The organism is Rossellomorea aquimaris, from assembly GCF_020171925.1.
GTDB classification, from domain to species: Bacteria; Bacillota; Bacilli; order Bacillales; family Bacillaceae_B; genus Rossellomorea; species Rossellomorea aquimaris_F.
This window is the reverse complement of record NZ_JAIVAR010000004.1, coordinates 175,861-200,898: the sequence shown is the minus strand read 5'-3', so window position 1 is coordinate 200,898 and position 25,038 is coordinate 175,861. Positions and strand designations below refer to the sequence as shown.

23 protein-coding genes, 2 tRNA genes and 1 riboswitch are annotated in these 25,038 nt (G+C 44.6%); of the genes, 24 read left to right on the top strand and 1 reads right to left on the bottom strand.

The window, feature by feature from the left end:
- The first annotated feature begins 51 nt into the window (after positions 1–51).
- From LCM10_RS15355 to LCM10_RS15315, 9 genes are all read left to right on the top strand, one after another.
- Positions 52–1,005 (top strand): NAD-dependent epimerase/dehydratase family protein, encoded by a 954-nt coding sequence (locus LCM10_RS15355; protein WP_224877173.1) that lies wholly within the window; start codon positions 52–54, stop codon positions 1,003–1,005.
- On the top strand, positions 986–1,918 hold the full coding sequence (locus tag LCM10_RS15350; RefSeq protein WP_224877172.1) for a lysylphosphatidylglycerol synthase transmembrane domain-containing protein: 933 nt from the start codon (positions 986–988) through the stop codon (positions 1,916–1,918). Before LCM10_RS15355 ends, LCM10_RS15350 begins: the two co-directional genes overlap by 20 nt.
- Positions 1,919–1,924: 6 nt before the next feature.
- Complete coding sequence (locus tag LCM10_RS15345; protein WP_224877171.1) at positions 1,925–3,382, top strand: alkaline phosphatase family protein; 1,458 nt, start codon at positions 1,925–1,927, stop codon at positions 3,380–3,382.
- On the top strand, positions 3,375–4,142 hold the full coding sequence (locus LCM10_RS15340; protein ID WP_224877170.1) for a glycosyltransferase family 2 protein: 768 nt from the start codon (positions 3,375–3,377) through the stop codon (positions 4,140–4,142). Before LCM10_RS15345 ends, LCM10_RS15340 begins: the two co-directional genes overlap by 8 nt.
- A 142-nt stretch (positions 4,143–4,284) precedes the next feature.
- On the top strand, positions 4,285–5,037 hold the full coding sequence (locus tag LCM10_RS15335; RefSeq protein ID WP_224877169.1) for a hypothetical protein: 753 nt from the start codon (positions 4,285–4,287) through the stop codon (positions 5,035–5,037).
- A 31-nt stretch (positions 5,038–5,068) separates the two neighbouring features.
- Positions 5,069–5,989 (top strand): FTR1 family iron permease, encoded by a 921-nt coding sequence (locus LCM10_RS15330; protein ID WP_224877168.1) that lies wholly within the window; start codon positions 5,069–5,071, stop codon positions 5,987–5,989.
- A gap of 135 nt (positions 5,990–6,124) precedes the next feature.
- Positions 6,125–7,612: a hypothetical protein gene (locus tag LCM10_RS15325; protein ID WP_224877167.1), complete on the top strand. Its 1,488-nt coding sequence runs from the start codon at positions 6,125–6,127 to the stop codon at positions 7,610–7,612.
- Positions 7,609–9,381, top strand: a complete 1,773-nt coding sequence (uvrC, locus tag LCM10_RS15320) for an excinuclease ABC subunit UvrC (RefSeq protein WP_224877166.1) — start codon at positions 7,609–7,611, stop codon at positions 9,379–9,381. The genes LCM10_RS15325 and uvrC overlap by 4 nt, the downstream gene beginning before the upstream one ends.
- A gap of 467 nt (positions 9,382–9,848) precedes the next feature.
- Positions 9,849–10,027: riboswitch (Lysine riboswitch) on the top strand.
- Positions 10,028–10,230: 203 nt separating this feature from the next.
- Positions 10,231–11,466: an aspartate kinase gene (locus LCM10_RS15315; protein ID WP_224877165.1), complete on the top strand. Its 1,236-nt coding sequence runs from the start codon at positions 10,231–10,233 to the stop codon at positions 11,464–11,466.
- Positions 11,467–11,517: 51 nt separating this feature from the next.
- On the opposite strand, the gene LCM10_RS15310 is transcribed toward LCM10_RS15315, so the two are convergent.
- Positions 11,518–11,955 carry a YslB family protein gene (locus LCM10_RS15310; protein WP_224877164.1) on the bottom strand — a complete coding sequence of 146 codons (438 nt, stop codon included), beginning with the start codon at positions 11,953–11,955 and terminating at the stop codon, positions 11,518–11,520.
- A gap of 349 nt (positions 11,956–12,304) precedes the next feature.
- Between LCM10_RS15310 and LCM10_RS15305 the strand changes: the two genes are divergently transcribed.
- The 15 genes from LCM10_RS15305 to tig all read left to right on the top strand — a co-directional run bounded on the left by LCM10_RS15305 (position 12,305) and on the right by tig (position 24,803).
- Positions 12,305–12,913 (top strand): succinate dehydrogenase cytochrome b558 subunit, encoded by a 609-nt coding sequence (locus LCM10_RS15305; RefSeq protein WP_224877163.1) that lies wholly within the window; start codon positions 12,305–12,307, stop codon positions 12,911–12,913.
- A gap of 66 nt (positions 12,914–12,979) precedes the next feature.
- Complete coding sequence (gene sdhA, locus LCM10_RS15300) at positions 12,980–14,743, top strand: succinate dehydrogenase flavoprotein subunit (RefSeq protein ID WP_224877162.1); 1,764 nt, start codon at positions 12,980–12,982, stop codon at positions 14,741–14,743.
- On the top strand, positions 14,743–15,510 hold the full coding sequence (gene sdhB, locus LCM10_RS15295) for a succinate dehydrogenase iron-sulfur subunit (protein ID WP_224877161.1): 768 nt from the start codon (positions 14,743–14,745) through the stop codon (positions 15,508–15,510). Before sdhA ends, sdhB begins: the two co-directional genes overlap by 1 nt.
- 525 nt (positions 15,511–16,035) lie before the next feature.
- The gene (locus tag LCM10_RS15290; RefSeq protein WP_224877160.1) at positions 16,036–16,506 is read left to right on the top strand and encodes an acyl-CoA thioesterase; all 471 of its coding nucleotides are present in this window, start codon (positions 16,036–16,038) and stop codon (positions 16,504–16,506) included.
- 148 nt (positions 16,507–16,654) lie between these two features.
- Positions 16,655–16,879, top strand: coding sequence for a helix-turn-helix domain-containing protein (locus LCM10_RS15285; protein WP_048006283.1), 225 nt, complete (start codon positions 16,655–16,657; stop codon positions 16,877–16,879).
- 236 nt (positions 16,880–17,115) lie between these two features.
- Positions 17,116–17,571: a MarR family winged helix-turn-helix transcriptional regulator gene (locus LCM10_RS15280; protein WP_224877159.1), complete on the top strand. Its 456-nt coding sequence runs from the start codon at positions 17,116–17,118 to the stop codon at positions 17,569–17,571.
- Positions 17,572–17,580: 9 nt separating this feature from the next.
- Positions 17,581–18,375: a glutamate racemase gene (gene racE, locus LCM10_RS15275; RefSeq protein WP_224877158.1), complete on the top strand. Its 795-nt coding sequence runs from the start codon at positions 17,581–17,583 to the stop codon at positions 18,373–18,375.
- 255 nt (positions 18,376–18,630) lie between these two features.
- On the top strand, positions 18,631–19,710 hold the full coding sequence (locus LCM10_RS15270) for a GerMN domain-containing protein (RefSeq protein ID WP_224877157.1): 1,080 nt from the start codon (positions 18,631–18,633) through the stop codon (positions 19,708–19,710).
- 122 nt (positions 19,711–19,832) lie between these two features.
- Positions 19,833–20,570, top strand: coding sequence for a ribonuclease PH (rph, locus tag LCM10_RS15265; protein WP_224877156.1), 738 nt, complete (start codon positions 19,833–19,835; stop codon positions 20,568–20,570).
- 16 nt (positions 20,571–20,586) lie between these two features.
- A complete protein-coding gene (locus LCM10_RS15260) occupies positions 20,587–21,183 on the top strand; it encodes an XTP/dITP diphosphatase (protein WP_224877155.1) in 597 nt (198 codons plus the stop codon).
- A 14-nt stretch (positions 21,184–21,197) separates the two neighbouring features.
- The gene (locus tag LCM10_RS15255) at positions 21,198–21,701 is read left to right on the top strand and encodes a metallophosphoesterase (RefSeq protein WP_224877154.1); all 504 of its coding nucleotides are present in this window, start codon (positions 21,198–21,200) and stop codon (positions 21,699–21,701) included.
- Between the two features lie 212 nt (positions 21,702–21,913).
- Positions 21,914–21,990 (top strand) — tRNA-Arg (locus LCM10_RS15250).
- A gap of 141 nt (positions 21,991–22,131) precedes the next feature.
- Positions 22,132–22,208 (top strand) — tRNA-Arg (locus LCM10_RS15245).
- 139 nt (positions 22,209–22,347) lie between these two features.
- Positions 22,348–23,358 (top strand): tetratricopeptide repeat protein, encoded by a 1,011-nt coding sequence (locus tag LCM10_RS15240; protein ID WP_224877153.1) that lies wholly within the window; start codon positions 22,348–22,350, stop codon positions 23,356–23,358.
- 161 nt (positions 23,359–23,519) lie between these two features.
- A complete protein-coding gene (gene tig, locus LCM10_RS15235) occupies positions 23,520–24,803 on the top strand; it encodes a trigger factor (RefSeq protein WP_224877152.1) in 1,284 nt (427 codons plus the stop codon).
- Positions 24,804–25,038 lie beyond the last annotated feature (235 nt).

The following is a 25,038-nucleotide window of genomic DNA, read 5'->3' as shown; positions in this document are numbered from 1 at the left end:
AAGTGCGTTACAATATAGAATGATTAAAACGCAGGTTACGAGGTGTAAGAATTGAAAATCATTGTTACAGGCGGTGCCGGGTTCATAGGATCTCATTTATCAAGGAAGCTCATCGAAGAGAAGCATGAGCTTCTGATCATTGACAGCTTGCACCCCTATTATTCACCAGAGAGGAAAAAAAGACAGCTATCCTTCGTACAGGAAACGGGACCGGTCACTTTTGTGAAAAAGGATTTATTGGCTGATGAAGATGAACTGAAAAGCCTGTTCCATTCATTTAAAGCAGATTGTGTCGTTCATTTAGCCGCGATACCGGGAGTCTCCCATTCCTTGTCTGTTCCGAACGAATACGTTGATTATGATATAAAAGCAACGATTAATACATTACGGATGGCAGGTGAGAGTGGCACGAAAAAATTCATATTCGCTTCCTCTTCATCTGTTTATGGGAATACCAAACAAGCACCTTCCATGGAAGAAGATGCAAAGGGAGAGGTCGTGTCACCATATGCCGCAGCGAAATTCAGCGCAGAATCATTCTGTAAAGCTTATGCCTCGATCTACGACTTGGACTTGACGATTCTCCGTTTCTTTACCGTCTACGGACCATGGGGAAGACCCGACATGGCCATCTATTCTTTTATAAGCAAACTGATGGCAGATGAGGAAATTCCGATATTTGGAATGGAAAACAAACGGGATTATACGTATATTGATGATATTGTAGATGGAACGTATAAGGCGATCGTGAAGGATGTGACAGGCACATTCAATCTCGGAAATGGCAAACCGGTTTCAATGGAACGCCTCGTGGAAGAACTGAAAAGCCATTTTCCTTCATTGCGATTGCAGGTGACGGATCGAAGACTAGGGGATGTCACATCAACCTGGGCTGATATCGGAGAGGCAAAGAAACTTCTAGGATATAATCCTTCCATCACATTTGCAGAAGGGATAAGGAGAACGGTCCAATGGATGAAAGAACATGAACAGAACAGCTTTTAAAATAGCAAAGAACATGGTGAGGTTCATTCTATTGCTATTCTTTCTTTTCCTGCTTTTCTTTTTTTATGATAAAGAACATATGTCAGAAGCTTTTAAGCAAATACTCTCCCATCCTGTCATGATTGTCGTGATCGTAGGAATCTATTGTCTATCGTTTTTTCTCAAAGGCGTTGCATGGAAATTGTATCTAAATGAAGGGGTAAGGATTTCAAGCTGTATGATCGGCTTGTTTTATAGTTTGTTGTTCAATCATCTGCTTCCTTTAAAAGTGGGTGATGGATTAAGGGTCATGGTGATGAATCAGCGTGAAAAGCAAATCAGTGTCGAGCAGTCGTTTCATTCCGTATTTGTATTGAGGGTGTTGGACACATTGGCTCTTATGGTACTGGTCATCCTTGGCCTTCCCTTCTTTCCGTTTCCCCTCGAGTTACCCGGCATTGTGCCGGTGGCGTTGGTTGGCATCGCCATCATGACGGCTGGAGTCATTCTTGTCGCCGCTTTTCCAGACTTCTTGATGCGCCAATATCACATGCTGAAAGACGCACTTTCTGGAGCGAGGGGATTATTGGTCATAGGGTTGGTTTCGATCAGTTGGATGATGGAAGGTGCCATCCTTTTCGGGGTCGCTGCCATCATAGGAGCCCCCCTTCCCCTGGAAACCTCGATTTGGATCAATAGTGTGACGATCATCGGGCAGTTATTCCAGTTCGCACCCGGAGGATTGGGTACCTATGAATCCGTCATGAGCTTTACCTTGCTATCAGTCGGTGTACCGCTTAGTGAAGGTCTATCCATGGCGATCATCAGTCACGGACTGAAATTTATCTTCTCGTTTATCGTCGGGGGAATTGTAATTGTACGATCACCTGTTTCCTTTGAAAATATGAAACGGTGGGTCAAGTTGAAAGGATGATTAAGATTGAAAAGTGCATCAAAATTTGAAAAGACAGCGGCGAGATGCTGGAATCTCCTGAATGAAGGTAAGCCATTCACCCCTATCTTTGTTGTGGGTACAATGGGAATCTTTCATTTTCCAGAACTTCTACAGGGCGAATGGTTTTCCTTCCTCATCAGCTTGCTGTTCACCTTACCTTTATTTATGCTGTATTTTCACTATGATTTCCCATTGTTCCTGAGAAACTATTTGTGGATTCCAATCGTTGGTTTCCTTCTTTTCTTTGAACCACCCAATCTCGCCCTTTGGGGTCTCGGGATCGGACTTTATTTCTTTTTCACCGTTTTTTTCTGGGGAACATTTTATTATCACCTAAGGATCGGTACGGATTGGTTGAATTTTACAAGGTTCTGGAAGTTGGTCCTGAAAAACAGTGATTCCACAAGCGGAAATGCACAGGAACAGTTACCGAAATTCCTTCTACTATTAGCCGTGTGGAATGGGATGATGACGACGATGTCCATGGGTGAATTCCTCCCGATGACTCACTATTTCATCTTGTACGGGGCGGTATTCGCGCTGGCATTCATCCTGCATCATTTCCTTTTTGACTGGAAACCGGATCAGTACGACTCCTTTACGGATGATCCTGCATCAGAGGAAGCCGTGAATGATAAAGTGGTTGTGATTGTCATTGATGGCATGAGGAAAGAGCGGTTCTATGAAGCAAATACCCCGTTTCTTGATGGACTGAAAGAGAACGGAACCGAATATTTGAACATGGAGACCGTTTATCCTGCACGGACCGTCGTTTGTTTCTCTTCGATGTTCACAGGTACGTATCCAAGGGAGCACGGGATGAAATCCAATATGGTCTGGAAGCTAGGGATCAAGGTGGAAAGCATCTTTGATTCGCTACGCAAAGTAGGGAAGAAAGGGAAGATGCTCGGGATCGCCCATTTGGTCGATTCGTTCGGGGCTGATGTTGAAACGGTGACCGCCGTGATGCATAAAGACAAAGCAGATCGAAATATTATTAATAAAGCTAAAAAAATCATGGATGAACAAGACCCGGATCTTTTCATTGTCCAGCTGATCGGGACAGATCAAATCGGACATAGCAGGGGCGTCCTATATGATGAATATATTGAAAAAATCGAAGAAGCAGATCGTTTAATACAAGAATACGTCGATTGGCTCGAAGCAGAAGGGAAAATGGAAAATACAACCCTCATGATTTGTGCCGATCATGGACAAGCGGATGGGATCGGGGGTCACGGCCACCTGGATGAAGGGGAAAGGTATGTTCCATTCTTCATGGTTGGTCCTGGGATCAAACAAGGTGAAAAAGTCCAGGAGAAAAGAAGCCTGGTCTCCATGGCTCCTACGATTGCGTACTTACTGGGTACCCCGTATCCGAGTCACAGCAGGGGGCCGGTATTGAGCGAGGCGTTAAAGGAGAGTTGGAAGCATCTTGAATAAACAAAAAGTCATCGTATTCATGCCTGCACATAATGAAGAAGAATCGATCGGAAGCGTCATTTCACGGGTGCCCCGCTCTTTCCATCCAGCGGTGGATGTGGAGGTGCTCGTGATCAACGATGGCTCAACGGATTCCACCGTTGAAGTCGCAGAACGCGCAGGTGCCGATCACATCGTAACGTTCAAAGATAATAGGGGTCTGGGTGCTGCAGTCAGGGAAGGCCTGAAGTCGTCTGTTGAACTGGGTGGCGATATCGGGGTCATGATCGATGCTGATGGAGAATACCCCCCAGAACAAATACCGGATCTTTTGCAGCCTATTTTCAGAAGCGAAGCGGACTACACGATGGGGTCCCGCTTTCTTGGCACCATCAATGGGATGAAGATTCACCGGAGATTGGGGAATTATTGCTTTACCGCCCTTCAATCACTGCTACTCGGTAAGTGGATTTATGATGGGCAATCAGGGATGAGGGCTTTCTCAAGACAGGCGATGGAAAGTGCAGAGATCATCCACGATTATAACTATGCACAGGTGCTGACACTGAATCTTGTTCGTAAAGGGTTCAGGGTAAAGGAAGTCCCGATCTTATACCATGTTCGGACAACTGGCCGATCATTTATTAAATTCAAGTCGTATATGTCCTCGGTCCTTCCCGCCATCATAAAAGAAATGAGGAGACCGGTGAAAAAGGTGTATGTAGAGGAACAAGCACATGAACTTCATGTTGAAGAGGGAACAGAGTCTTTTATCAAATAAGGCGATCCCGAATAAATGAACCCTACATAAACGATTTATGGAAAGCAGAAAATAAGTACTCTCATTGGAGTGATGGGGTACTTATTTTTTATTGACAATACGAATGATAATCATTATCATTGAAAGTAGGAGGGAACGAACCATGAAAAAAACGTTTATTACCAGTGTATTGATTACTTTACTATTTAGTATGATTCTTACATCACAGGCATCTGCGTATTCATATGGCGATCCAAGTGAAGAGAAGATAGCCGAGGCTTACAAAGAAATAATCATGAAGCTTGACGAAAACCCTCCGAACTATTCAGAATCCATTGAGATTTATGAAACGGTCCGTGAAGAAGTGGACCAGCATATGGGTAAGGAACCATCAAAGGTCATCCTGGGGAACCTTGAAAATGAAGAAAAAGAACAAGCCATTGAGAACCTGGATGAATTATTGGTCCTCAACATTGCCAGAAGGCTTGAAGGCATTGATAAAAACTTCTCAGAATACGATACTAGTAAGCGATTACTCGCTAAAGGATTTGCTACATATAAAACCTTATCCCCGAAAATTGAAGGGGAGAACCCTGAACTGGATGAGAAGATCCGGGCAGAGTTCGATCAGGCATTAGAGTCTTTGGGCAATCCCGGTTTGTTCGGGGTAGGAACGCAAGAATCCGATCAAGGGGCGTTCAAGGAAAGTAAAGCCTTCATAATGGACTCCCTTCAGGAGGAGTTCAACATCAAGAGCCTTGAAGTGGGGCATTTCTCTGAAAGTGCCACGGAGGAGGACGCTGGCCAAAAGCAAGAGTGGACAGATTTATCGAATTTAAAAAATTGGCTGCCCATCGTCATCATCATCGGCGGTCTTGCAGCGGCCATCCTTTATGCCGTCAGAAAACGCAGATAATCGAACGTTCAGCTAGTAAGGGGGAAATACCGTGGAAATACAAGCTTTGCTGATTACCTTCCGAGAGGTCCTGGAAGCATTATTGATTGTCGGGATCATCACAACATATTTGAAGAAAGTTGATTACGGACAATATACGAAGTTTGTCTGGCTTGGAGCCGGATTAGCCGTTTTAGCCAGTGTCGGAGTGGCGATGCTCTTCCAGGTTGTCTTTACTGGATTCGCAGCCATGGGAAGCGAGATGTATCTCAAGATCGGCATCATGCTTGTATCATCGGTCCTCTTGACGCAGATGGTATTTTGGATGGCGAAACACAGTCGCGATCTTAAGGGGAATATGGAAGGGAAAATGAAACACTTCATATCGACGGGGAATATCGTCGGTATGGTGATCCATTCCTTCCTCGTCGTTCTCCGCGAAGGGGTCGAGACGGTCTTCTTCTTTGCCGCCATCACGGGTGGTGATATCGGTGCCGCCATGCAGGGATGGGGAGCAATTACCGGTGTTGTGATCGGAGCTTTGGTCGCGTATCTATTCTTCAAGGGCACAATGAGAATCTCCTTGAAGAGTTTCTTTAAAGTGACAGGTGCATTCATCATCCTGATCTCAGCAGGACTACTTGTCCAGGCGATTTCGATGATGCAGGATATCGGGATGATCGGAAGTGTGATCCCTCACCTTTACGATCTGACATGGATCTTGCCGGAGCACCCGATCGATTATGCACATTTTCTTCGTGATACCGGAACAGCCCCACTATTATCCGGTGACGTCGGCATCTTCCTGAAGGCATTGTTCGGATATTCTTCCATGCCATCGATTGAAGAAGTGATTGCTTATATAGGTTATTTCGTGGCGATTTACTTCCTTACTTCATCGAAGCCAAAGACGGTGAAAGAAAAAGGTGAGCTTGGCGGCGGAGTAAAGGAACTAAGCCCGCAAACTAAATAAATGGAACGAGTGCCAAACCCCGTTATCCTTTATGATTGAACAACCTTCTTAAAAAGGTGTACACTCATAAAAAAAGGAATCGGTGTTTGGTTCTTTTTTTACCGATTTTCTGAAGATGTAAACGAAGGGTTGAAGGTGAAGTTGGTGAAAGTTGAAAAGTATGTGAGTTGGCCAAACGGTCTCGGAGCAATTGCAGTGCTCTCTGTTTTAATCTTTCAGGTGATCTGGATCCCCTCTTATGCGGCTACATGGGACATGGTCGATTTTGCATTGGGCGTCCTTCACTTCGATATCTATCAAATGCGGCCTCATTTTCCAGGGTATCCGTATTTCATCCTGGGAGGAACAGCCATCCATGTGTTGGTGGATGATCCTGTGCGAGCGCTGACACTTTTTAATATCCTCTTATATGCCAGTAGCATGATCCCACTCTTTCTGTTAGTGAGAAAGGTGGTCCGCCCTTCCTATGCATTGATGGCCATGGCTATCATTTATACAAGCAGTTACACAGTACTCATGGTCCATCAGCCGATGTCCGAAGGGGCTGCCATCGCTGTGATGTGGTGGTATGTATGGAGCCTGATGCTCGCGAATCGAAAATCACATAACGGCTTCCTGATCCTGCCGCTGTTTTTATTCAGTTTGTTGTTAGGGATCAGGTTATCATATCTTGCCCTCGGCACCGGGATCCTGGTTGTGTTTTTCTATAAGTTGAAAAAAGGATCGCTGAAGCCTTCTGAAACACCATTGTATCTTCTGATTGCCGTTCTTTTTCAACTTCTCTGGGTAACCGGCATCAGCCTTTCGGAAGGGGGATACCAAAGCTTCATGCGATTGGCATTCTCCTTTACAAGTGGACACTTCCAGGAATGGGGAGGTGCCATTGGTGCCTCAGAACTCAGCTTATGGGACAGGGTGCTGAAGCTCATCTTCATCAATACGGCATGGACGGGGTGGTTCCATCAATCCGTTCCACTTCTTTTTCTGGTCATCGTCAGTATATTGTTGTTAAGACACACCCGGTTCGGGAATAGTGAGATGAAAGGGCTGCTCCTAGTACTGATGGGTAGTTATTTTATCTGGGCTTTATTTGCGCAAAATGTAGTGAAGCCAAGGCATGCACTACCTTTGATCGGAATCGCCATATTTTTTGCGGCAGCGAAGATGTTTTCAAGAAAACATTCAAGAATCGGATTGATTCTGCTCTGTTGTATCTTGATGGTGCAGGTGACACTCACGGGCAAGTCTTTATATAGTCATTCTTCAGACAGACCGGCTGTCTACCAAATGGCCGACTATCTCGAGAAGCAGGAACAGCCCCTCATCGTGTATACATGGGAAGAGTCTAGGGTGCTCCAGTACCTATCCGTTCCCTATTTGCATAAGAAGGTCCAAACGTATGAAGTGTTTGCCACCGACATCGGTTATTACCCCGACCGTGATATCTATGTGACGGATAAGGTAGTGGAAGGCTTTAAGAGCCAGGGGAAATCGATCGAATCATTCATTAAAGTGCAAAAGAAGTTTCATTCCAGCAAGTTAATCGATCCGGTTTATTATGATCTGACTTTATACAAATGGGAAAATCCAAAGATACAACAAAGAGAGGGGGAAAATGGATGAATCAGAATATCTCGAATAAATTATCGCTGCTTCCAGATCAGCCGGGATGTTACTTGATGAAGGACCGGCAAGGGACAATCATCTATGTTGGGAAAGCAAAGGTGCTGAAAAATCGGGTACGTTCATACTTTACCGGCTCGCATGATGCAAAGACCCAGAGGCTTGTAGGGGAAATAGAAGATTTCGAATACATCATGACGTCATCTGACCTCGAAGCCCTCGTCCTTGAAATGAATCTTATTAAGAAATACGATCCGAAATACAATGTCATGCTGAAGGATGATAAAAGCTACCCGTTCATCAAGCTTACAAATGAACGCCATCCACGCTTGATCACGACCCGAAAGGTCCAGAGGGGGAAGGGAAAATATTTCGGTCCCTATCCGAATGTAGGGGCAGCCAATGAAACAAAAAAACTCCTCGACCGCCTATATCCACTTCGTAAATGTACGACCCTGCCAGATCGGGTCTGTCTGTATTATCACATGGGTCAGTGTCTCGCTCCGTGTGTGAACGAGGTGAGTAAAGATACCTACCGCGAAATGACGGATGAAATCACCAGATTCCTGAATGGTGGGTACAAAGAAATCAAGAAGGAATTGACCGAAAAGATGAACGAGGCTTCCGAAAACCTCGAATTCGAACGCGCCAAGGAATTCAGGGATCAGATCCTCCATATCGAGGCCACCATGGAAAAGCAAAAGATGACCATGACTGATTTTACCGACCGTGATGTGTTCGGGTTTGCCGTCGACAAAGGGTGGATGTGTGTACAGGTCTTCTTTGTAAGGCAAGGAAAACTGATTGAACGGGATGTGTCACTATTTCCACTTTACAATGAGCCTGAAGATGAATTCCTCACCTTCCTGGGGCAATTTTATTCAAAAGCCAACCACTTTAAACCGAGGGAAATCTTCCTTCCCGAAGGAATTGATGAAGAGCTGGCAGCGAATCTGTTAGAGGTGAAGATCACGCAGCCGAAGAGAGGGAAGAAGAAAGAACTCGTGAAACTGGCTGAGAAAAATGCCAAGCAGGCGCTTGATGAAAAATTCGCGTTGATTGAACGCGATGAAGAACGGACCATCAAGGCCATTGAGCGTTTGGGAGAACATATGGGCATTTATACCCCCTTCCGGATCGAAGCATTCGATAACTCCAACATACAGGGATCTGCCCCGGTATCAGCGATGATCGTCTTCATTGACGGAAAGCCAGCAAAGAAAGAATACCGTAAATATAAAATCAAGACAGTCCAAGGACCGGATGATTATGAATCGATGAGGGAAGTAGTTCGTAGAAGATATTCCAGGGTGCTGAAAGATGGACTCCCACTGCCGGACCTCATCATCATTGATGGAGGGAAAGGGCAGATCGAGGCAGCGCGGGATGTGATTGAAAATGAATTGGGACTTGATATCCCCATTGGCGGCTTAGCAAAGGACGACAAACACCAAACGTCCGAACTCCTTTATGGGAACCCGCTGCAAATCGTCCCGCTTGAAAAACGGAGCCAAGAGTTCTATCTGCTGCAACGGATCCAGGACGAGGTCCACCGATTCGCCATCACCTTCCACCGCCAGCTCCGAGGAAAAAGTGCCTTCCAATCCACCCTCGATGAAATCGACGGCATAGGACCAAAACGGAAGAAGCAGCTCCTCAAACATTTCGGTTCAATGAAAAAGATGAAAGAAGCAACCCTCGAAGAATTCCAGGATATTGGAATTCCAGAAGCAGTAGCGAAAGTGTTGCATGAGAAATTGCAGGAATAGATAGAGCCGAAATGCTGCAATCGTATTGCAGACAAAAAAAGAGACAGCTGGCACACGAAAAAAGGTGTCAGCTGTCTCTTTTTTTAGTAAGCCATTCCAGCTGTTGATTGGAGTGGAAGACGAAGACTCCTGCTGGAGAAGCGAGTTAGGTGAGACCTGTCCAGTTCCGGCGGCTAGCCCCTCGAGGTCATAAGCTAAATAGGAAAAAAGGCAAAAAGCGCCTTTTCAGCCTATTCATCTTATGCTTGTCGGGGCTGAACAAGCCGCCTCCGCTTTTCTGCCCACAGGAGCGCAGCGACGAGGAGGCTCACCAACCGCCCGCGGAAAGCGAAGTCTTCCACGGAAATCAACAGCGGCATTCAAAAGTGTTAAACTAGCTTGCTGAAAAAATCCTTAAAAAAACTCATTGCTTCCATTTTTTTCGTGTGCTATAATTATCGATAATTTAAAACATTATCACTTTCAATAGTGGTGATAGAGGTGCGAGCTTCAAGAGTACAGACAAAGAGGAGTATGGGCTCCGACGAGATGTCTGGAAAGGGGAGATTCGCCGAAGTGGTTTCAGGCTCATACTGAATCCGCTGGTCCTGTGTTTAAGAAATGCAGGATTGTCAAGATGAATCAATCTTGGAGAGCTATCTCACAATGCCGATGAACGATTAAGTATTTCTTACTCTAAGTTCATAAAGCAATGAGATCTCCATCTCATTGCTTTTTTTATTATCAGGCATGGGTCTGAAGGTGGATGAATGTCATCCATCATGCAGCGGGAAATTGTGCAGTAGTCAGATGATTCTCTTCAGAAAATAAGGTTCCATTTCTACACTCAAAGAGAAAGAAGGAGAAGCTGTGAGTATTATCGTTCAGAAATTCGGTGGAACGTCAGTTGGTTCTGTTGAAAGAATTCGAAATGTTGCGTCAAGGATCGTGGAAGAGAAGAATCGGGGGAACGACGTAGTCGTTGTCGTCTCTGCAATGGGAAAGACAACCGATACGCTGGTCGGACTTGCGAGGGAAATCACTTCCCACCCAAGTAAAAGAGAAATGGATATGCTGTTATCCACCGGAGAACAAGTGACGATTTCCCTTTTGACGATGGCACTGATCCAAGCGGGGCAGGAGGCCATATCCTATACTGGCTGGCAGGCCGGGATTGAAACGGAATCAGTCCATAGCAATGCGCGCATCACAAACATCCATACCGAGAAAATGACCGCCCAGCTTCAAAGTGGAAAAGTGGTCATCGTAGCCGGTTTCCAAGGGATGACGGCATCAGGTGAAATCACGACGCTTGGAAGAGGGGGCTCCGATACAACGGCAGTGGCAATCGCAGCTGCATTGAAAGCAGACCGATGTGATATCTATACCGATGTGGATGGAGTGTATACATCGGACCCACGATATATAGAAGGAGCCAGGAAATTGCCTTCGATTTCCTATGATGAGATGCTCGAGCTTGCCAATCTGGGAGCGGGTGTCCTTCATCCGCGCGCAGTTGAATTTGCAAAAAATTATCAGATCCCACTGGAAGTGAGATCAAGTCTTGAAAAAGTGGAAGGTACGTACATTGAGGAGGAAGCCAGCATGGAACAGAATTTAGTGGTAAGAGGTGTCGCATTTGAGGATGAAATCGTACGGGTGACCGTCTTTGGGCTCGGCAATGCATTGACAGGGCTATCATCCGTGTTCACGACACTCGCAAAAAATCAATTGAACGTCGACATCATCATCCAAAGTCAAACAGACCGCCATACAACAAACTTATCTTTTTCCATCAAGGAACAGGATTTGGATGAAGCCCTTTCGGTGCTTGAGAAGCATCAGAATGAATTGGGCTTCACCCATATCGAGCATGAAAGGGATCTTGCCAAGGTTTCGATCGTCGGTTCCGGAATGATCTCAAACCCTGGGGTGGCAGCAGAAATGTTCGAAGTCCTCGCTGGGAATGACATCATTGTCAAAATGGTCAGCACCTCTGAAATCAAGGTGTCTGCAGTGGTCGATCAGAAGAATATGCAAAAAGCAGCAGGGGTCCTGCACACAGCCTTCAATCTCGATGCTGTCCAGGTAGAAGTGACGTCATAATTATAAAAGGGTTGACTCTTATGAAGGAGTCAACCCTTTTCTATGCGATGGTTATTCAACTTTATCTTTATCATCCCAGCGAGCGGTGATTTTCACATATTTTGAACGTTTATGTATCTCGTCTGCAGCTTCGGTGATGCATTTTTTCTGAAGCTGTAATTGTTCTGCAAGGAAACCGGCTTCCAGTTTAAACGAAGCGTCGGTTTTCATCGATAAGCGCCTTTCGACCAGTGGACCACGTAATTCAAAGGTCATCTCATTTTTCTTCTGTTCCGTTACGGACAGTCTCCCCCAACCCGCTTCATCAAAGAAAGATGTGCACTCATCCATTGATTGAAGGGTGAATTTCCGCGAGAGCTGCTTTCCTCCCCAGTATAAGATCTCAGGTGTATGCTTTCCCAAAACTTCCGGGAGCAGGATATCTCTTATCAATTCGTATCCAAAGATTGGAACGTCCGGTTCGTAAATTTCTTCATTTTTCTGTTCCAAGTAAATCCCCTCTTTCTATAAAACTATTATATACATCCCAATGAGAATTATCATCCCATACTTGTGAAAAAGGAAGATGGGATATTTTGGTGATATAATATTTTTTATAATTTATTAGAATTTTCTAACTATTAAACCTACTGGCTGAACGTTTTTTAATGTTATCTTTCAATTGAAAATATTTTTGCGATATTGTCGAAATAATGTATCCGTTTTCTTGACGCTTCCTCTTTAGGGGAGTAAAATGAGACTTGTCACATAATTGTTACAACATAAAATATGGATCGTTGGCTAATGAGCTTTCAGCTTAGAAAACGACCTCATATTTTATGATTAAGGGGGGTAAATCATGGCTGGAAATCGAGAATTTAATTATCGTAGGCTTCATTCATTACTAGGTGTTATTCCAGTTGGATTATTTTTAACTCAACATTTAGTCGTGAACCATTTTGCTACAGGCGGGGAAGAATCTTTCAATCAAGCGGCACATTTCATGGAAAGTCTGCCTTTCCGTTATTTCCTTGAAATCTTCATCATCTTCCTACCATTGTATTTCCATGCAATTTACGGGATTTACATTGCGTTCACGTCAAAGAATAACGCGTCTAGATTCGGCTACTTCCGTAACTGGATGTTCCTGCTTCAGCGTGTCTCAGGGGTAATCACGTTTATCTTTGTTACATGGCATGTCTGGGAAACAAGGGTAGCTGCAGCGTTCGGAGCCGAAGTCAATTTTCAAATGATGGAGAATATCCTATCGAATCCACTGATGCTTGCATTCTATGTAATCGGTGTGCTTTCAACGATTTTCCACTTTGCTAATGGCTTATGGTCATTCTGTGTGAGCTGGGGGATTACCGTTTCACCTCGTTCTCAATTAATCGCTACATATGTTACGATCGGAATTTTTGTAGCATTGTCAGTTGTAGGTTTGCGCGCAATCTTCGCATTTGTATAAGAAAATCAATTATAGAAGTCTGATAGAAATCAGTTGGCAACTTTGCAGGAAAAGGAGTGAGTCACGATGAGTAAAGGCAAAATCATTGTAGTCGGCGGTGGATTGGCCGGCTTGATGGCCACAATCAAAGCAGCAGAAGTAGGAACGGAAGTGGATTTATTCTCACTTGTACCCGTAAAACGTTCTCACTCTGTATGTGCTCAAGGTGGTATTAATGGAGCCGTAAATACAAAAGGGGAAGGGGATTCTCCTTGGGAACACTTTGACGATACAGTATATGGAGGGGATTTCCTCGCGAATCAGCCTCCTGTTAAAGCGATGACAGAAGCAGCACCTGGAATCATCCACTTGCTGGATCGTATGGGAGTCATGTTCAACCGGACGCCGGAAGGATTGCTTGATTTCCGTCGCTTTGGCGGAACACAGCATCACCGTACTGCATTTGCCGGTGCAACGACTGGACAGCAGCTTCTTTATGCATTGGACGAGCAGGTCCGTCGCCATGAAGTGGCAGGTCTAGTAAACAAGTTTGAAGGATGGGAATTCCTTGGCGTGGTTGTCGATGACGATGGCGCTGCACGCGGGATCGTTGCCCAAGACCTTAAAACGATGGAAATCAAATCATTTGCAGCCGACGCTGTGATCATGGCGACTGGTGGACCGGGGATCATCTTCGGTAAGTCCACGAACTCGGTCATCAACACTGGGTCAGCCGCTTCGATCGTTTACCAGCAAGGTGCATATTATGCAAACGGTGAGTTCATCCAAATTCACCCGACAGCCATCCCTGGTGATGACAAGCTTCGCCTCATGAGTGAATCTGCACGTGGTGAAGGCGGACGTGTATGGACATATAAAGACGGTAAGCCTTGGTATTTCCTTGAAGAGAAATATCCGGCATACGGAAACCTTGTACCGCGTGATATCGCGACACGTGAAATCTTCGATGTTTGCGTCAATCAAAAGCTCGGTATTAATGGAGAAAACATGGTTTACCTTGATCTTTCCCATAAAGATTCCAAGGAACTGGATGTCAAGCTTGGTGGAATCATCGAAATCTATGAGAAATTCATGGGTGATGACCCACGTAAAGTACCAATGAAGATCTTCCCTGCCGTTCACTATTCAATGGGTGGACTATGGGTCGATTACGATCAAATGACGAATATCCCGGGTCTATTCGCTGCAGGGGAATGTGATTATTCACAGCACGGCGCGAACCGACTTGGTGCCAATTCATTGCTTTCAGCCATCTACGGCGGTATGGTAGCAGGACCGAATGCGGTGAAGTATATCCAAGGGCTTGAAAAGTCAGTTGAAAGCATTCCTTCTTCCGTATTCGAGCGCCATGTGAAGCAAGAAGAGGAAAAGTGGAACGAAATCATGTCCATGAATGGAACCGAAAATGCGTACGTCCTCCACAAAGAGCTTGGTGAATGGATGACCGATAACGTAACGGTTGTACGTCATAATGATAAATTGAAAGAAACAGACGCCAAGATTGTCGAGCTTATGGAACGCTACAAAAATATCAATATCAATGATACGGCTAAATGGAGCAACCAAGGTGCAACGTTCACACGTCAACTTTGGAACATGCTTCAGCTTGCCCGAGTCATCACAATCGGGGCACTCAACCGTAACGAAAGCCGCGGTGCACACTATAAGCCGGAATTCCCTGAGCGTAATGACGAAGAATTCCTTAAAACGACGATGGCAAAATATAATGCCACAACGAATTCACCTGAATTCCACTATGAAGAAGTCGATACAAGCATGATCGCACCTCGTAAGCGCGACTATTCTAAGAGTAAAGGGGGAAGTAAGTGATGAGTGAAAACAAGAAAGTCCGTTTTATCATTACTCGTCAAGACGGCCCTGAAGCAGCTTCTTACCAAGAAGAATTTGAACTCGCTTATCGTCCGAACATGAACGTGATTTCCGCCCTTATGGAAATCCGCCGTAATCCGGTCAATGCGAAAGGGGAAGCAACTACCCCGATCAACTGGGACATGAACTGCCTAGAAGAAGTTTGCGGAGCATGTTCGATGGTCATCAACGGAAAACCTAGACAATCATGTACAGCCCTAGTCGATCAGCTGGAGCAGCCGATCCGATTGGCTCCGATGAAGACATTCCCGGTTGTGCGCGACTTGCAGGTCGACCGAAGCCGCATGTTCGACAGCTTGAAAAAAGTGAAGGCATGGATCCCGATCGACGGGACATACGACCTTGGTCCTGGACCACGTATGCCGGAGAAAAAGCGTCAATGGGCATACGAATTATCCAAATGCATGACGTGTGGAGTTTGTTTGGAGGCTTGTCCGAATGTAAACAGTAAATCTGATTTCATCGGTCCTGCACCGCTTTCCCAAGTCCGTCTGTTCAATGCTCACCCAACAGGTGCCATGAACAAAGACGAGCGTCTGGAGTCCATCATGGGTGACGGAGGCCTTGCCAACTGCGGTAACTCTCAAAACTGCGTACAATCTTGTCCGAAGGGAATCCCTTTGACAACATCCATCGCAGCACTGAACCGCGAAACATCTTTCCAAATGTTCAAAAACTTCTTCGGAAGCGACCATATGGTAGACTAATGACTTTAAAAAGCACTTTCCTTTGGGGAAGTGCTTTTTTTGGGTGTGGGAGTCGTTAGTAAGCAGCGTCCAAGTTGAGCTGATGGGAAGGTGGGAGTGATGAGGTTGTTCCTTATTTTCCCAAGTGACGGGATAATTCTTGAAACTGAAAGATTTATGGTTAAAAGCGAAAGATTTTTGCCCCAAACGAAAAGATTATTGAACCAGACTCGAAGATTATCCTCCATAACCGAAAGATTCCCTTCGATCAATATAAAATGGACAATCAATCCTGCTCAATAAACCTTGATTTACCTTCAGTCGTCCACCATCTAAATAAATCTGTAGATCGTTCCAAATTATTTTATAGGTAACAATCAATCATTTGCTTCAAGCACACATGAAAAACCTGGATTCAATAGCAGAGTCCGCCCCAAGTCCAAGTTTTTGAGCCGAAACGGTTCCTAAATGGAGCCAAAACGATTATAATAAACAGAAAAGAATGAACATTCATTCATTTTAAATTACCGATAAGGAGGCGCCATTTTGAAACACATTACATACATTAAAGATATAGACACATGGCAAAAAGAATTTCATTTCTCCATCGATGTAAAGGTTCGTTTTTCCGAGACGGATATGTTTGGACATTTGAATAACACCATTCCATTTACATATTTCGAGGAAGCGAGAACCGACTTTTTTAAATACAAAGGATTTATGCAGGATTGGGTAGCGCCTGATCATGACACGATTCCGGTTGTAGCAGATCTGCAGTGTGACTTTCTGAGGCAAGTATACTTTGGCGAACGCTTAAAGGTTTATGTCAAGGCAGCAACCGTAGGAAATTCATCAGTCGATCTGCATTATATGGGCGTAAATGAAAAGCAAGATGTCTGCTTCGTTGGTAGAGGGACGATGGTACAGATTTCGCGTAAAACGGGAAAAGGTGTTCCTTGGACAGAAGAGATGAGAGGGAAGTTTGACAGTCCATCCGTCATGTCCTCCTCATCATGAATCGTGTGTGAATGAATCGCAGCCTATTTTCATAATTTCCTTCTTCTCTAAGTCACTCTAAACCGACCCTTCACATATGATATTCTGACGACCAACAATACCCATCCCCGCGGTTTAAAGCTGGCGAAGGCAAGGAGGGTTACCATAATTGAAGGACAATGATTTTACACACAAACCGTTGCTCACAAAGAGAGAAAAAGAAGTATTCGAACTGTTAGTCCAAGATAAAACAACAAAAGAAATAGCTGGTGATTTATTTATCAGTGAAAAGACAGTTCGGAATCATATTTCCAACGCCATGCAAAAGCTTGGAGTGAAGGGGCGATCTCAGGCAGTTGTAGAGCTTCTTCGCATGGGGGAACTCAAGCTTTAACAGTAAGGGACTGATTCTTATGCACAATTAGCCGGGTTAACCGTTTATTGTACAAATGGGAGTCAGTCCCTTTTAGTTTTACCCGTTAGTTGAAACTGAAATAATTCAGGACTTTTCTTGAAATTTATCTAAAAAAAAGAGAAAATGCTAGTAGGCAAACCCGGCGGCTGTCACGCTCATTTGCCGGGGAAAAATGTTACTTACTCGAGTTCTAGAAGCCAAAAGGAGAATCATGAATGAATAAAGAAGAAGTCCAGCTTGCCGATGAGCAGGTTGTAGCAGATATTGAAAAAGACTTAAGATACATATCCTCCATCATTAAACAAAAAGGACGGGAAATCCTGAGTCAATACACTCTGACCCCTCCTCAGTTCATCGCACTTCAATGGTTGTTTGAATACGGTGACATGACGATCGGTGATCTTTCGAATAAAATGTATCTTGCATGCAGTACGACAACCGACCTTGTTGACCGCATGGAAAAGAATGAACTGGTCGAAAGAGTGAAGGATGAGAATGACAGACGGGTCGTCCGGATTCATATGTTAAAAGAGGGCGAAAGAATCATTGAAGAAGTGATTGAAAAGAGGCAGAATTATCTTCAAAGTGTCCTAGAAGACTTTTCTGAAGACGAAGTGCTCGTCTTAAAAAAGAATCTAGCGAAGCTGCATCAAGAAATGAAACCAGAGTGAGGGAATAAAGTGATTCAACCAATAGGCGTCATCGATTCAGGTGTTGGCGGTTTGACGGTGGCGAAAGAGGTCATGCGTCAATTGCCGAAAGAAACGATCTATTATCTTGGAGATACAGCCAGATGTCCTTATGGACCGCGATCTGCAGAAGAAGTGAAGAAGTTTACATGGCAGATGACGGATTATCTGCTTCAGTATGATATCAAAATGCTCATCATCGCATGCAACACGGCGACCGCGGTCGTGCTTGACGAAATCCAGACGCACCTGGATATCCCGGTCATCGGTGTCATCCACCCTGGGGCGAGGGCAGCGATCAAGCATACGTATAATAAAAAGATCGGGGTACTGGGTACGGTCGGGACGATCAACAGTGGAGCATATGAAGAAGCACTTCATTCACTGCACGGTAGCCTCGAGGTGAGTCCTCTGGCTTGCCCGAAGTTCGTGCCGTTAGTAGAGAGCGGGGAATACAATAGTCCGACAGCGGATTCAATCGTGAAAGAGACGCTCTCGGGATTGAAGGATACAGACATCGATACACTGATCTTAGGCTGTACACACTACCCTTTATTGCAGAAGAAGATACAGGCGTTTATGGGGGGACAGGTGAGCGTCATCAGTTCAGGAGATGAAACGGCCAGGGAAATCAGTACAATACTGGATTATTACAATCTTCTATACCGAGGGAAGAAAGTGCCTCAGCACCGTTTCTTTACGACCGGCTCATCCCTTTTGTTTTCACAAATCGCCACTGATTGGCTCAATATAGGAACCGTCAGCGCTGAAACCATCCGGCTTTAAGACATTCGTGTCTCAAGCCGGATGGTTTTTTATGTGCGGAGACAGATTTAATGAAGCGTATAAACGAATTGAGTGTTTGATTGTAGATGGATGCTTTGTATCGATCCAAAATGGAATTGCAGAAAATAATCCAAGATTCCATCCAAGGATGCAACCTCTTAAAAAAGTTTGTCTCCTTTTCTGAAAAGTTTCGGTCTATTTCAGGAAGGGGGCTCGTATATATGTAGTACAAACTGTCTTTTAGGAGGTTTCGCGATGTCAAAAAAAGCGAAAGTGTCAATTGCTGTAACGGTGTTAGCATCTTCAGTATATCTTTCTGGTTGCGGGCTGTTAAGTTTCGGGGATAAAGAAAAAATCGATCCGCCACAGGATGTATCTTACTTAAAAGAGGGTGAGAAAGTAGATACTGCCGCTAGTAAAGAGGGAGAAGGAAAGGATACGGCAAGCAAAGAGGAAGCCGCTGAAAAAACGGTGATGACAGAGCTCTACTTGATTGATAAAAATGGATATGTTGTTTCGCAATCATTGCCTCTACCGAATAATGAAAGTGTCGCCAAACAGGCACTGGAATACCTGGTGGTGAATGGACCGGTCCAAAACATTTTGCCGAATGGCTTCAGGGGAGTCCTTCCTGCGGATACCCAGGTGACAGTGAATATCAAGGATGGGAAGGCCATTGCTGACTTTTCACCGGAATTCAATAATTACCAGCCTGAGGATGAACAAAAAATCCTTCAGTCGGTCACATGGACACTGACACAGTTTGATTCAGTTGAAAAGGTCGAGCTTCGCGTGAACGGCTACCCGCTGACGGAAATGCCTGTTAACGGTACACCGATCGATGAATCCGGATTATCCAGGAAAATGGGGATCAATGTCGATACTAGCGGTGTGGCCGATCCGACGAGTACGAAACCGGTGACGGTCTATTACGTGGCGCAGACCGATTCACAATCATACTATGTACCGGTAACAAAGCGGGTAAGTTCCAACGAATCTGATGAAGTAAAAGCGGTCGTCCAGGAACTTATTGAAGGGCCGGGATATGGTTCATCTCTCGCAAGCGACTTTACCGGAGCTGCACTCCTGGATGATCCTTCGTTGAAAGATGGGACGGTCACTCTTAACTTCAATGAAGCGGTATATGGAAGCATTGAAGAGAAAGTCGTTTCAGAGCATATGCTGAATACACTCGTCCTTTCACTGACTGAGCAAAAAGGGGTTAAAGGCGTATCTGTACTCGTGAATGGAGAGGCGACTACCGTCAGCAAGGATGGCGAGCAGGTGACCGAACCAGTGACCCGTCCAGAAAATGTGAATGCAATTAGTTTTTAAATGATCATTTTTTGATATACTATTATAGAACAAAGAAAGAGGTGGGCTAATGCCACCTCTTCTCTTTTTTGAGAAGAACTTTTACATATGAATGGAAATCGAGCAGTACAGGAGGATCAACAATGAGAGCTGATGGAAGAGAAAAGAATCAACTGAGAGATGTAAAAATGGAAACAGGATATGTCATGCACCCTGAAGGGTCTGTTTTGATCACGGTTGGCAATACAAAGGTGATCTGCAATGCAAGCATTGAAGATCGCGTTCCCCCGTTCATGAGGAACAGTGGAAAAGGCTGGATCACTGCTGAGTATTCCATGCTCCCGCGAGCGACGGAAACAAGGAATATCCGTGAATCATCAAAAGGGAAGGTTTCAGGAAGAACGATGGAAATCCAGCGTTTGATCGGACGTGCCTTAAGGGCAGTCGTTGATCTTGACGCCATCGGGGAGCGCACGATCTGGATCGATTGTGATGTGATCCAGGCGGATGGCGGAACACGGACTGCGTCCATTACCGGTGCCTTTGTTGCCATGGCACTCGCGCTAGGTAAATTACAAGATAATAAAAAGATATCTTCTTTCCCTCTAAAAAGTTATTTAGCCGCAACAAGCGTAGGAATTGTAGAGGAGCATGGAGCGGTACTTGACCTAAATTATATCGAGGACAGTCAAGCGATGGTCGATATGAACATCATCATGACAGGTGAAGGGGAATTTGTTGAGCTACAGGGTACAGGGGAAGAAGCAACTTTCACCATGAACCAATTGAACGAATTGCTTGCACTGGGCCAAGATGGAATTCAGCAACTATTCGAAATGCAAAAGAGTGCCCTTGGTGAACTGGCACAAAGAATGCAGTGAGGGGAGAGATCAGGGCATGGAAAAACGTGTGATCATCGCCACCAAAAATAAGGGAAAAGCGAAAGAATTTGAAAATATGTTTGCGCCATTCGGTTATGAGGTACAAACACTACTAGACCTCCCTCATATCGAGGATGTCGAGGAGACGGGTACGACATTTGAGGAGAATGCGATACTGAAGGCGGAGACTGTGGCGAAGGAATTGGATGCGCTCGTAATCGCTGATGATTCAGGACTATCGATTGATGCACTGGAAGGACGTCCTGGCGTCTATTCTGCCCGGTATGCAGGGGAAGAGAAGAATGACGAGGCAAATATGGACAAGGTGCTTGAGGAATTGAAGGATGTCCCAGGAGGTGACCGAAGTGCAAGATTTCACTGTGTCCTTGCGATTGCCGGTCCAGGGATTGAAACGAGAACGGTCCATGGTACATGCGAAGGGGAGATCCTCCAGGAAAGACGCGGAACAAAAGGATTTGGTTATGATCCGATTTTCTTTGTCCCATCTTTAGGAAAAACAATGGCGGAACTTTCTCCTGAAGAAAAGAGTAGCATCAGCCACCGAGGAAATGCCCTGAAGAAGCTGAGGGCAGAGATCAACGATTTTGTATAAAGGGTGATTAAATAATGAAGCTTTTGGTTGTAAGTGACAGCCACGGATCGAAAGAAGAAATTCAAGGACTGGCTGAAAAATACAATGGAAAAGTGGATGCAATGATTCATTGTGGAGATTCAGAACTGAGTGCCGATGATGGGGCACTATCCCGTTATCTTGCTGTCCGGGGGAACTGTGACATGGATGCACGTTTTCCTGAGGATCTGATTGAAGAAGTGGAAGGACAGACCATTTTCGTCACTCACGGACATTTGTACGGGATCAAGATGTCCTTGATGAAGCTTCGCTATAAAGCGGAAGAGACCGGTGCGAAGTTTGTCTTCTTCGGGCATTCCCATACGCTCGGAGCGGAGATGGTGAACGGCACATTGTTCTTGAATCCAGGAAGCATCCTGCTGCCGCGTGGAAGGCAGGAAAGGACCTATGCACTGGTTGAAGCCCATCAAGACGTGGTCAGGGTGCAGTTTTTGACTCATGAACATGACGTAGTGGAAGAACAGGAATTTAGTGTTTGATCTTGAGTTTTTCCTAGAAAGAACTCTCTTTATATTAAGAGGGTTCTTTTTCTTTTCTTCCCGGTATGAAAAGGATATAATGAATAGGTAAAGAGCAATGGATGGGCGAACATAAAAAACAAAAAACTTTTTTTGAAAATGTATTGACTTCTATATGCTATGTGAATATAATAAATATTGTCCTTGAAAAACGGACCACATAAAACTGAATTGTCCCAGTAGCTCAGCAGGATAGAGCAACGGCCTTCTAAGCCGTCGGTCGGGAGTTCGAATCTCTCCTGGGACGCCACTATCATTACATACATACCTTGATATCAGGGTTTTGACAAGCAGGGGATACTGACACAGTAAGCTGTGAGGGTATCCTTTTTTTATCCCAATTACCGCTTGATAACTTTTAAACGATGAGTTATCCTGATGTATAGAATGTGTCCCAGTAGCTCAGCAGGATAGAGCAACAGTTTCCTAAACTGTAGGTCGGGAGTTCGAATCTCTTCTGGGACGCCATTAACTCTACATACACAAAAGTCTGCCGGTTGGCGGGCTTTTTTTTATTATGCAAAAGTCTCGTCTGCTTATTTTTGTTTTCTCCAATTTCACATGCTACACTATTACCATCTTTAATACGTATAGGCGGGTACAAAACATGACAAAGAAAAACAATGAGGGGAAAGGAAAGGTCCTGCAGTTTCCCGGATTGAAGGAACGGCTTCTTGAAAAGGGTGTCCAGGCACTAGAAAGCGGGGATATCCAGGAATCAGCCGACCTTTTGACCCAGGCGTATGAAATGGAACCGGACAATCCTGACATCAATACAGCGTTGGTGCTGGCCCTTTATGAAAATAAAAAATATGATGAAGCAAAAGTGATTTGCAAAGAAATGCTTCTTGAAGGAATCGGGGACTATTTCGAGGTGGTTGATATGTACCTGATGATCCTCATTCAGCTTCATCAACATCAAGAAGTGATCGATACGCTGCACGCCCTTTTTGACGAAAAAGAAGTGCCGTTTGAGAAGGAAGAACATTTCAAGAAACTGCTTCAATTCAGTGAAAAAGTAAGGGATGGCAAAGAGCCGGATAGCGAAGTGAAAGAAGATACTGAAATTCCAGTCACCACCATCCTGAAAGATAAGAGCTTGGAGGAACAGACCTTGATCACGGCACAGCTCGTGAATCAGAATATCCGTCCTTACCTGCATGAGCTCCTTTCTTATTTAGGGAAAGGGGATTCCCACCCATTTCTACAATCCATGATCCTGAATGTTTTACGGGAACATGGATATGATAAAGAAGTTTCAATCAATAAATTGAATGAAGAAGTGAAAGTCATCCCATCCTCACTGCAGGATGTGTTTGAATCGGATACGTTCAAAAGGGTATCGGAGGAACTGGAAGAATTACTGTCCCAACGGAATCCGACTTTGTATCAACACGCCCATGAATTAGTGAAAAGGCATTGTTTTCTCCTATATCCATTGGAACTTCAAGGGAAACCGGAAGATCTTGCGGTGGTTTATGGAAGCTATTCAGCGGAAATGTTTGCAGATTCCATCCTTTGGGAAGAACTGAATGGGGAAATAGAAAAATCCGCTGAATGCCACAGCTTGATGGAACAGCTCCGTGAGCTAGAGGAAATTTCTTCTCCCATAATTTGAAGGCTCTCTGTTGAAAGAATCGGGCTGTATGTTATAATGTAATGGTTGCAATAGATTAGATTTTTATATATTTACGATGATAGTGCTAGATTCATACAGAGGACTATCTACTACTATGCGTAAAAAATTAGAATCAAATATAGATTGTTGGAGGGAACAGTATGTCTGCAAAATGGGAAAAGCAAGAAGGTAACCAAGGAGTACTTACAATCGAAGTAGAAGCTGCGAAAGTAAACGAAGGTTTAGACGCTGCGTTCAAAAAGGTTGTTAAGCAAGTGAATGTACCAGGATTCCGTAAAGGTAAAATGCCTCGCGGTATGTTCGAAAAACGCTTCGGTGTAGAATCTCTTTATCAAGATGCATTAGACTTCATCTTACCTGAAGCTTATGCTCAAGCGATTGAAGAAACTGGCATCGAGCCAATCGATCGTCCTGAAATCGATGTTGAGCAAATGGAAAAAGGCAAAGACTTGATCTTCACTGCGAAAGTACAAGTGAAGCCTGAAGTTAAACTTGGGGACTACAAAGGTCTTGAAGTAGAAAAAATGGATACGGAAGTAACTGCTGAAGATGTTGAAGCTGAACTTACTTCACTTCAAGAAAAACAAGCTGAGCTTGTTGTGAAAGAAGACGGTAAAGCTGAAGAAGGCGACACAGTGACAATGGATTTCGAAGGATTCGTTGACGGTGAAGCATTCGAAGGTGGACAAGCTGAAAACTATTCTCTAGAACTTGGTTCTGGACAATTCATCCCAGGATTCGAAGAGCAATTAGTTGGAGCGGCTGCTGGTGAAGAGAAGGATGTTGAAGTAACATTCCCTGAAGAGTACCATGCTGCTGAGCTTGCAGGAAAAGCTGCAACATTCAAAGTGAAAATCCACGAAATCAAAACAAAAGAACTTCCAGCTCTAGACGATGAGTTCGCGAAAGATGCTGATGAAGAAGTTGAAACTTTAGCAGAGCTTAAAGAAAAAATCGAAAAGCGCCTTCAAGAATCCAAGAAGAACGAAGCTGAAACAGCTGTTCGCGAAGCGCTAGTAGAAAAAGCTTCTGAAAACGCTGAAGTTGAAATCCCAGAAGTAATGGTAAACAGCGAAGTGGACCGCATGATGCAAGAATTCGGTCAACGCCTTCAAATGCAAGGTATGAACCTTGACCTATACTTCCAATTCTCTGGTCAAACAGAAGAAGATCTTCGCGGTCAAATGACAGAAGATGCTGGCAAGCGTGTACGCACGAACTTGACTCTTGAAGCGATCGCTGCAGCTGAAAACCTTGAAGTGACTGATGCTGAAGCAGAAGAAGAAGTAAACAAAATGGCTGAGCAGTACAACATGTCAGCTGACAACATCAAGCAAGCCCTAGGCGGACTTGATACACTTAAAGCAGACCTTAAAGTACGCAAAGCTTTAGAATTTCTTGTTGATAACAGCAAAGAAGCATAATAACACCAAATAACAAAACAAGGCGCGATTCGCGCCTTGTTTTGTACAATTAAAAGAATTCTAATTGATTCAAACTAACATTGTTTGATGTTTTGTATGTTTTAAGTGAATGGTTACTGTTCCAGCTTTTGATTGGAGTGCAAGACGAAGACTCCTGCGGGAAAAGTGGCCAATGTGAGACCCCGCAGGCGAAGCCGAGGAGGCTCACGGGTCACCCGCGGAAAGCGAAGTCTTG

Coding starts and splice junctions, on each gene's coding strand:
- LCM10_RS15350 (WP_224877172.1), top strand. CDS start 986: ATGAACAGAACAGCTTTTAAAATAGCAAAGAACATGGTGAGGTTCATT.
- LCM10_RS15335 (WP_224877169.1), top strand. CDS start 4,285: ATGAAAAAAACGTTTATTACCAGTGTATTGATTACTTTACTATTTAGT.
- uvrC (WP_224877166.1), top strand. CDS start 7,609: ATGAATCAGAATATCTCGAATAAATTATCGCTGCTTCCAGATCAGCCG.
- LCM10_RS15305 (WP_224877163.1), top strand. CDS start 12,305: ATGGCTGGAAATCGAGAATTTAATTATCGTAGGCTTCATTCATTACTA.
- sdhA (WP_224877162.1), top strand. CDS start 12,980: ATGAGTAAAGGCAAAATCATTGTAGTCGGCGGTGGATTGGCCGGCTTG.
- sdhB (WP_224877161.1), top strand. CDS start 14,743: ATGAGTGAAAACAAGAAAGTCCGTTTTATCATTACTCGTCAAGACGGC.
- LCM10_RS15280 (WP_224877159.1), top strand. CDS start 17,116: ATGAATAAAGAAGAAGTCCAGCTTGCCGATGAGCAGGTTGTAGCAGAT.
- LCM10_RS15270 (WP_224877157.1), top strand. CDS start 18,631: ATGTCAAAAAAAGCGAAAGTGTCAATTGCTGTAACGGTGTTAGCATCT.
- rph (WP_224877156.1), top strand. CDS start 19,833: ATGAGAGCTGATGGAAGAGAAAAGAATCAACTGAGAGATGTAAAAATG.
- LCM10_RS15260 (WP_224877155.1), top strand. CDS start 20,587: ATGGAAAAACGTGTGATCATCGCCACCAAAAATAAGGGAAAAGCGAAA.
- LCM10_RS15255 (WP_224877154.1), top strand. CDS start 21,198: ATGAAGCTTTTGGTTGTAAGTGACAGCCACGGATCGAAAGAAGAAATT.
- LCM10_RS15240 (WP_224877153.1), top strand. CDS start 22,348: ATGACAAAGAAAAACAATGAGGGGAAAGGAAAGGTCCTGCAGTTTCCC.
- tig (WP_224877152.1), top strand. CDS start 23,520: ATGTCTGCAAAATGGGAAAAGCAAGAAGGTAACCAAGGAGTACTTACA.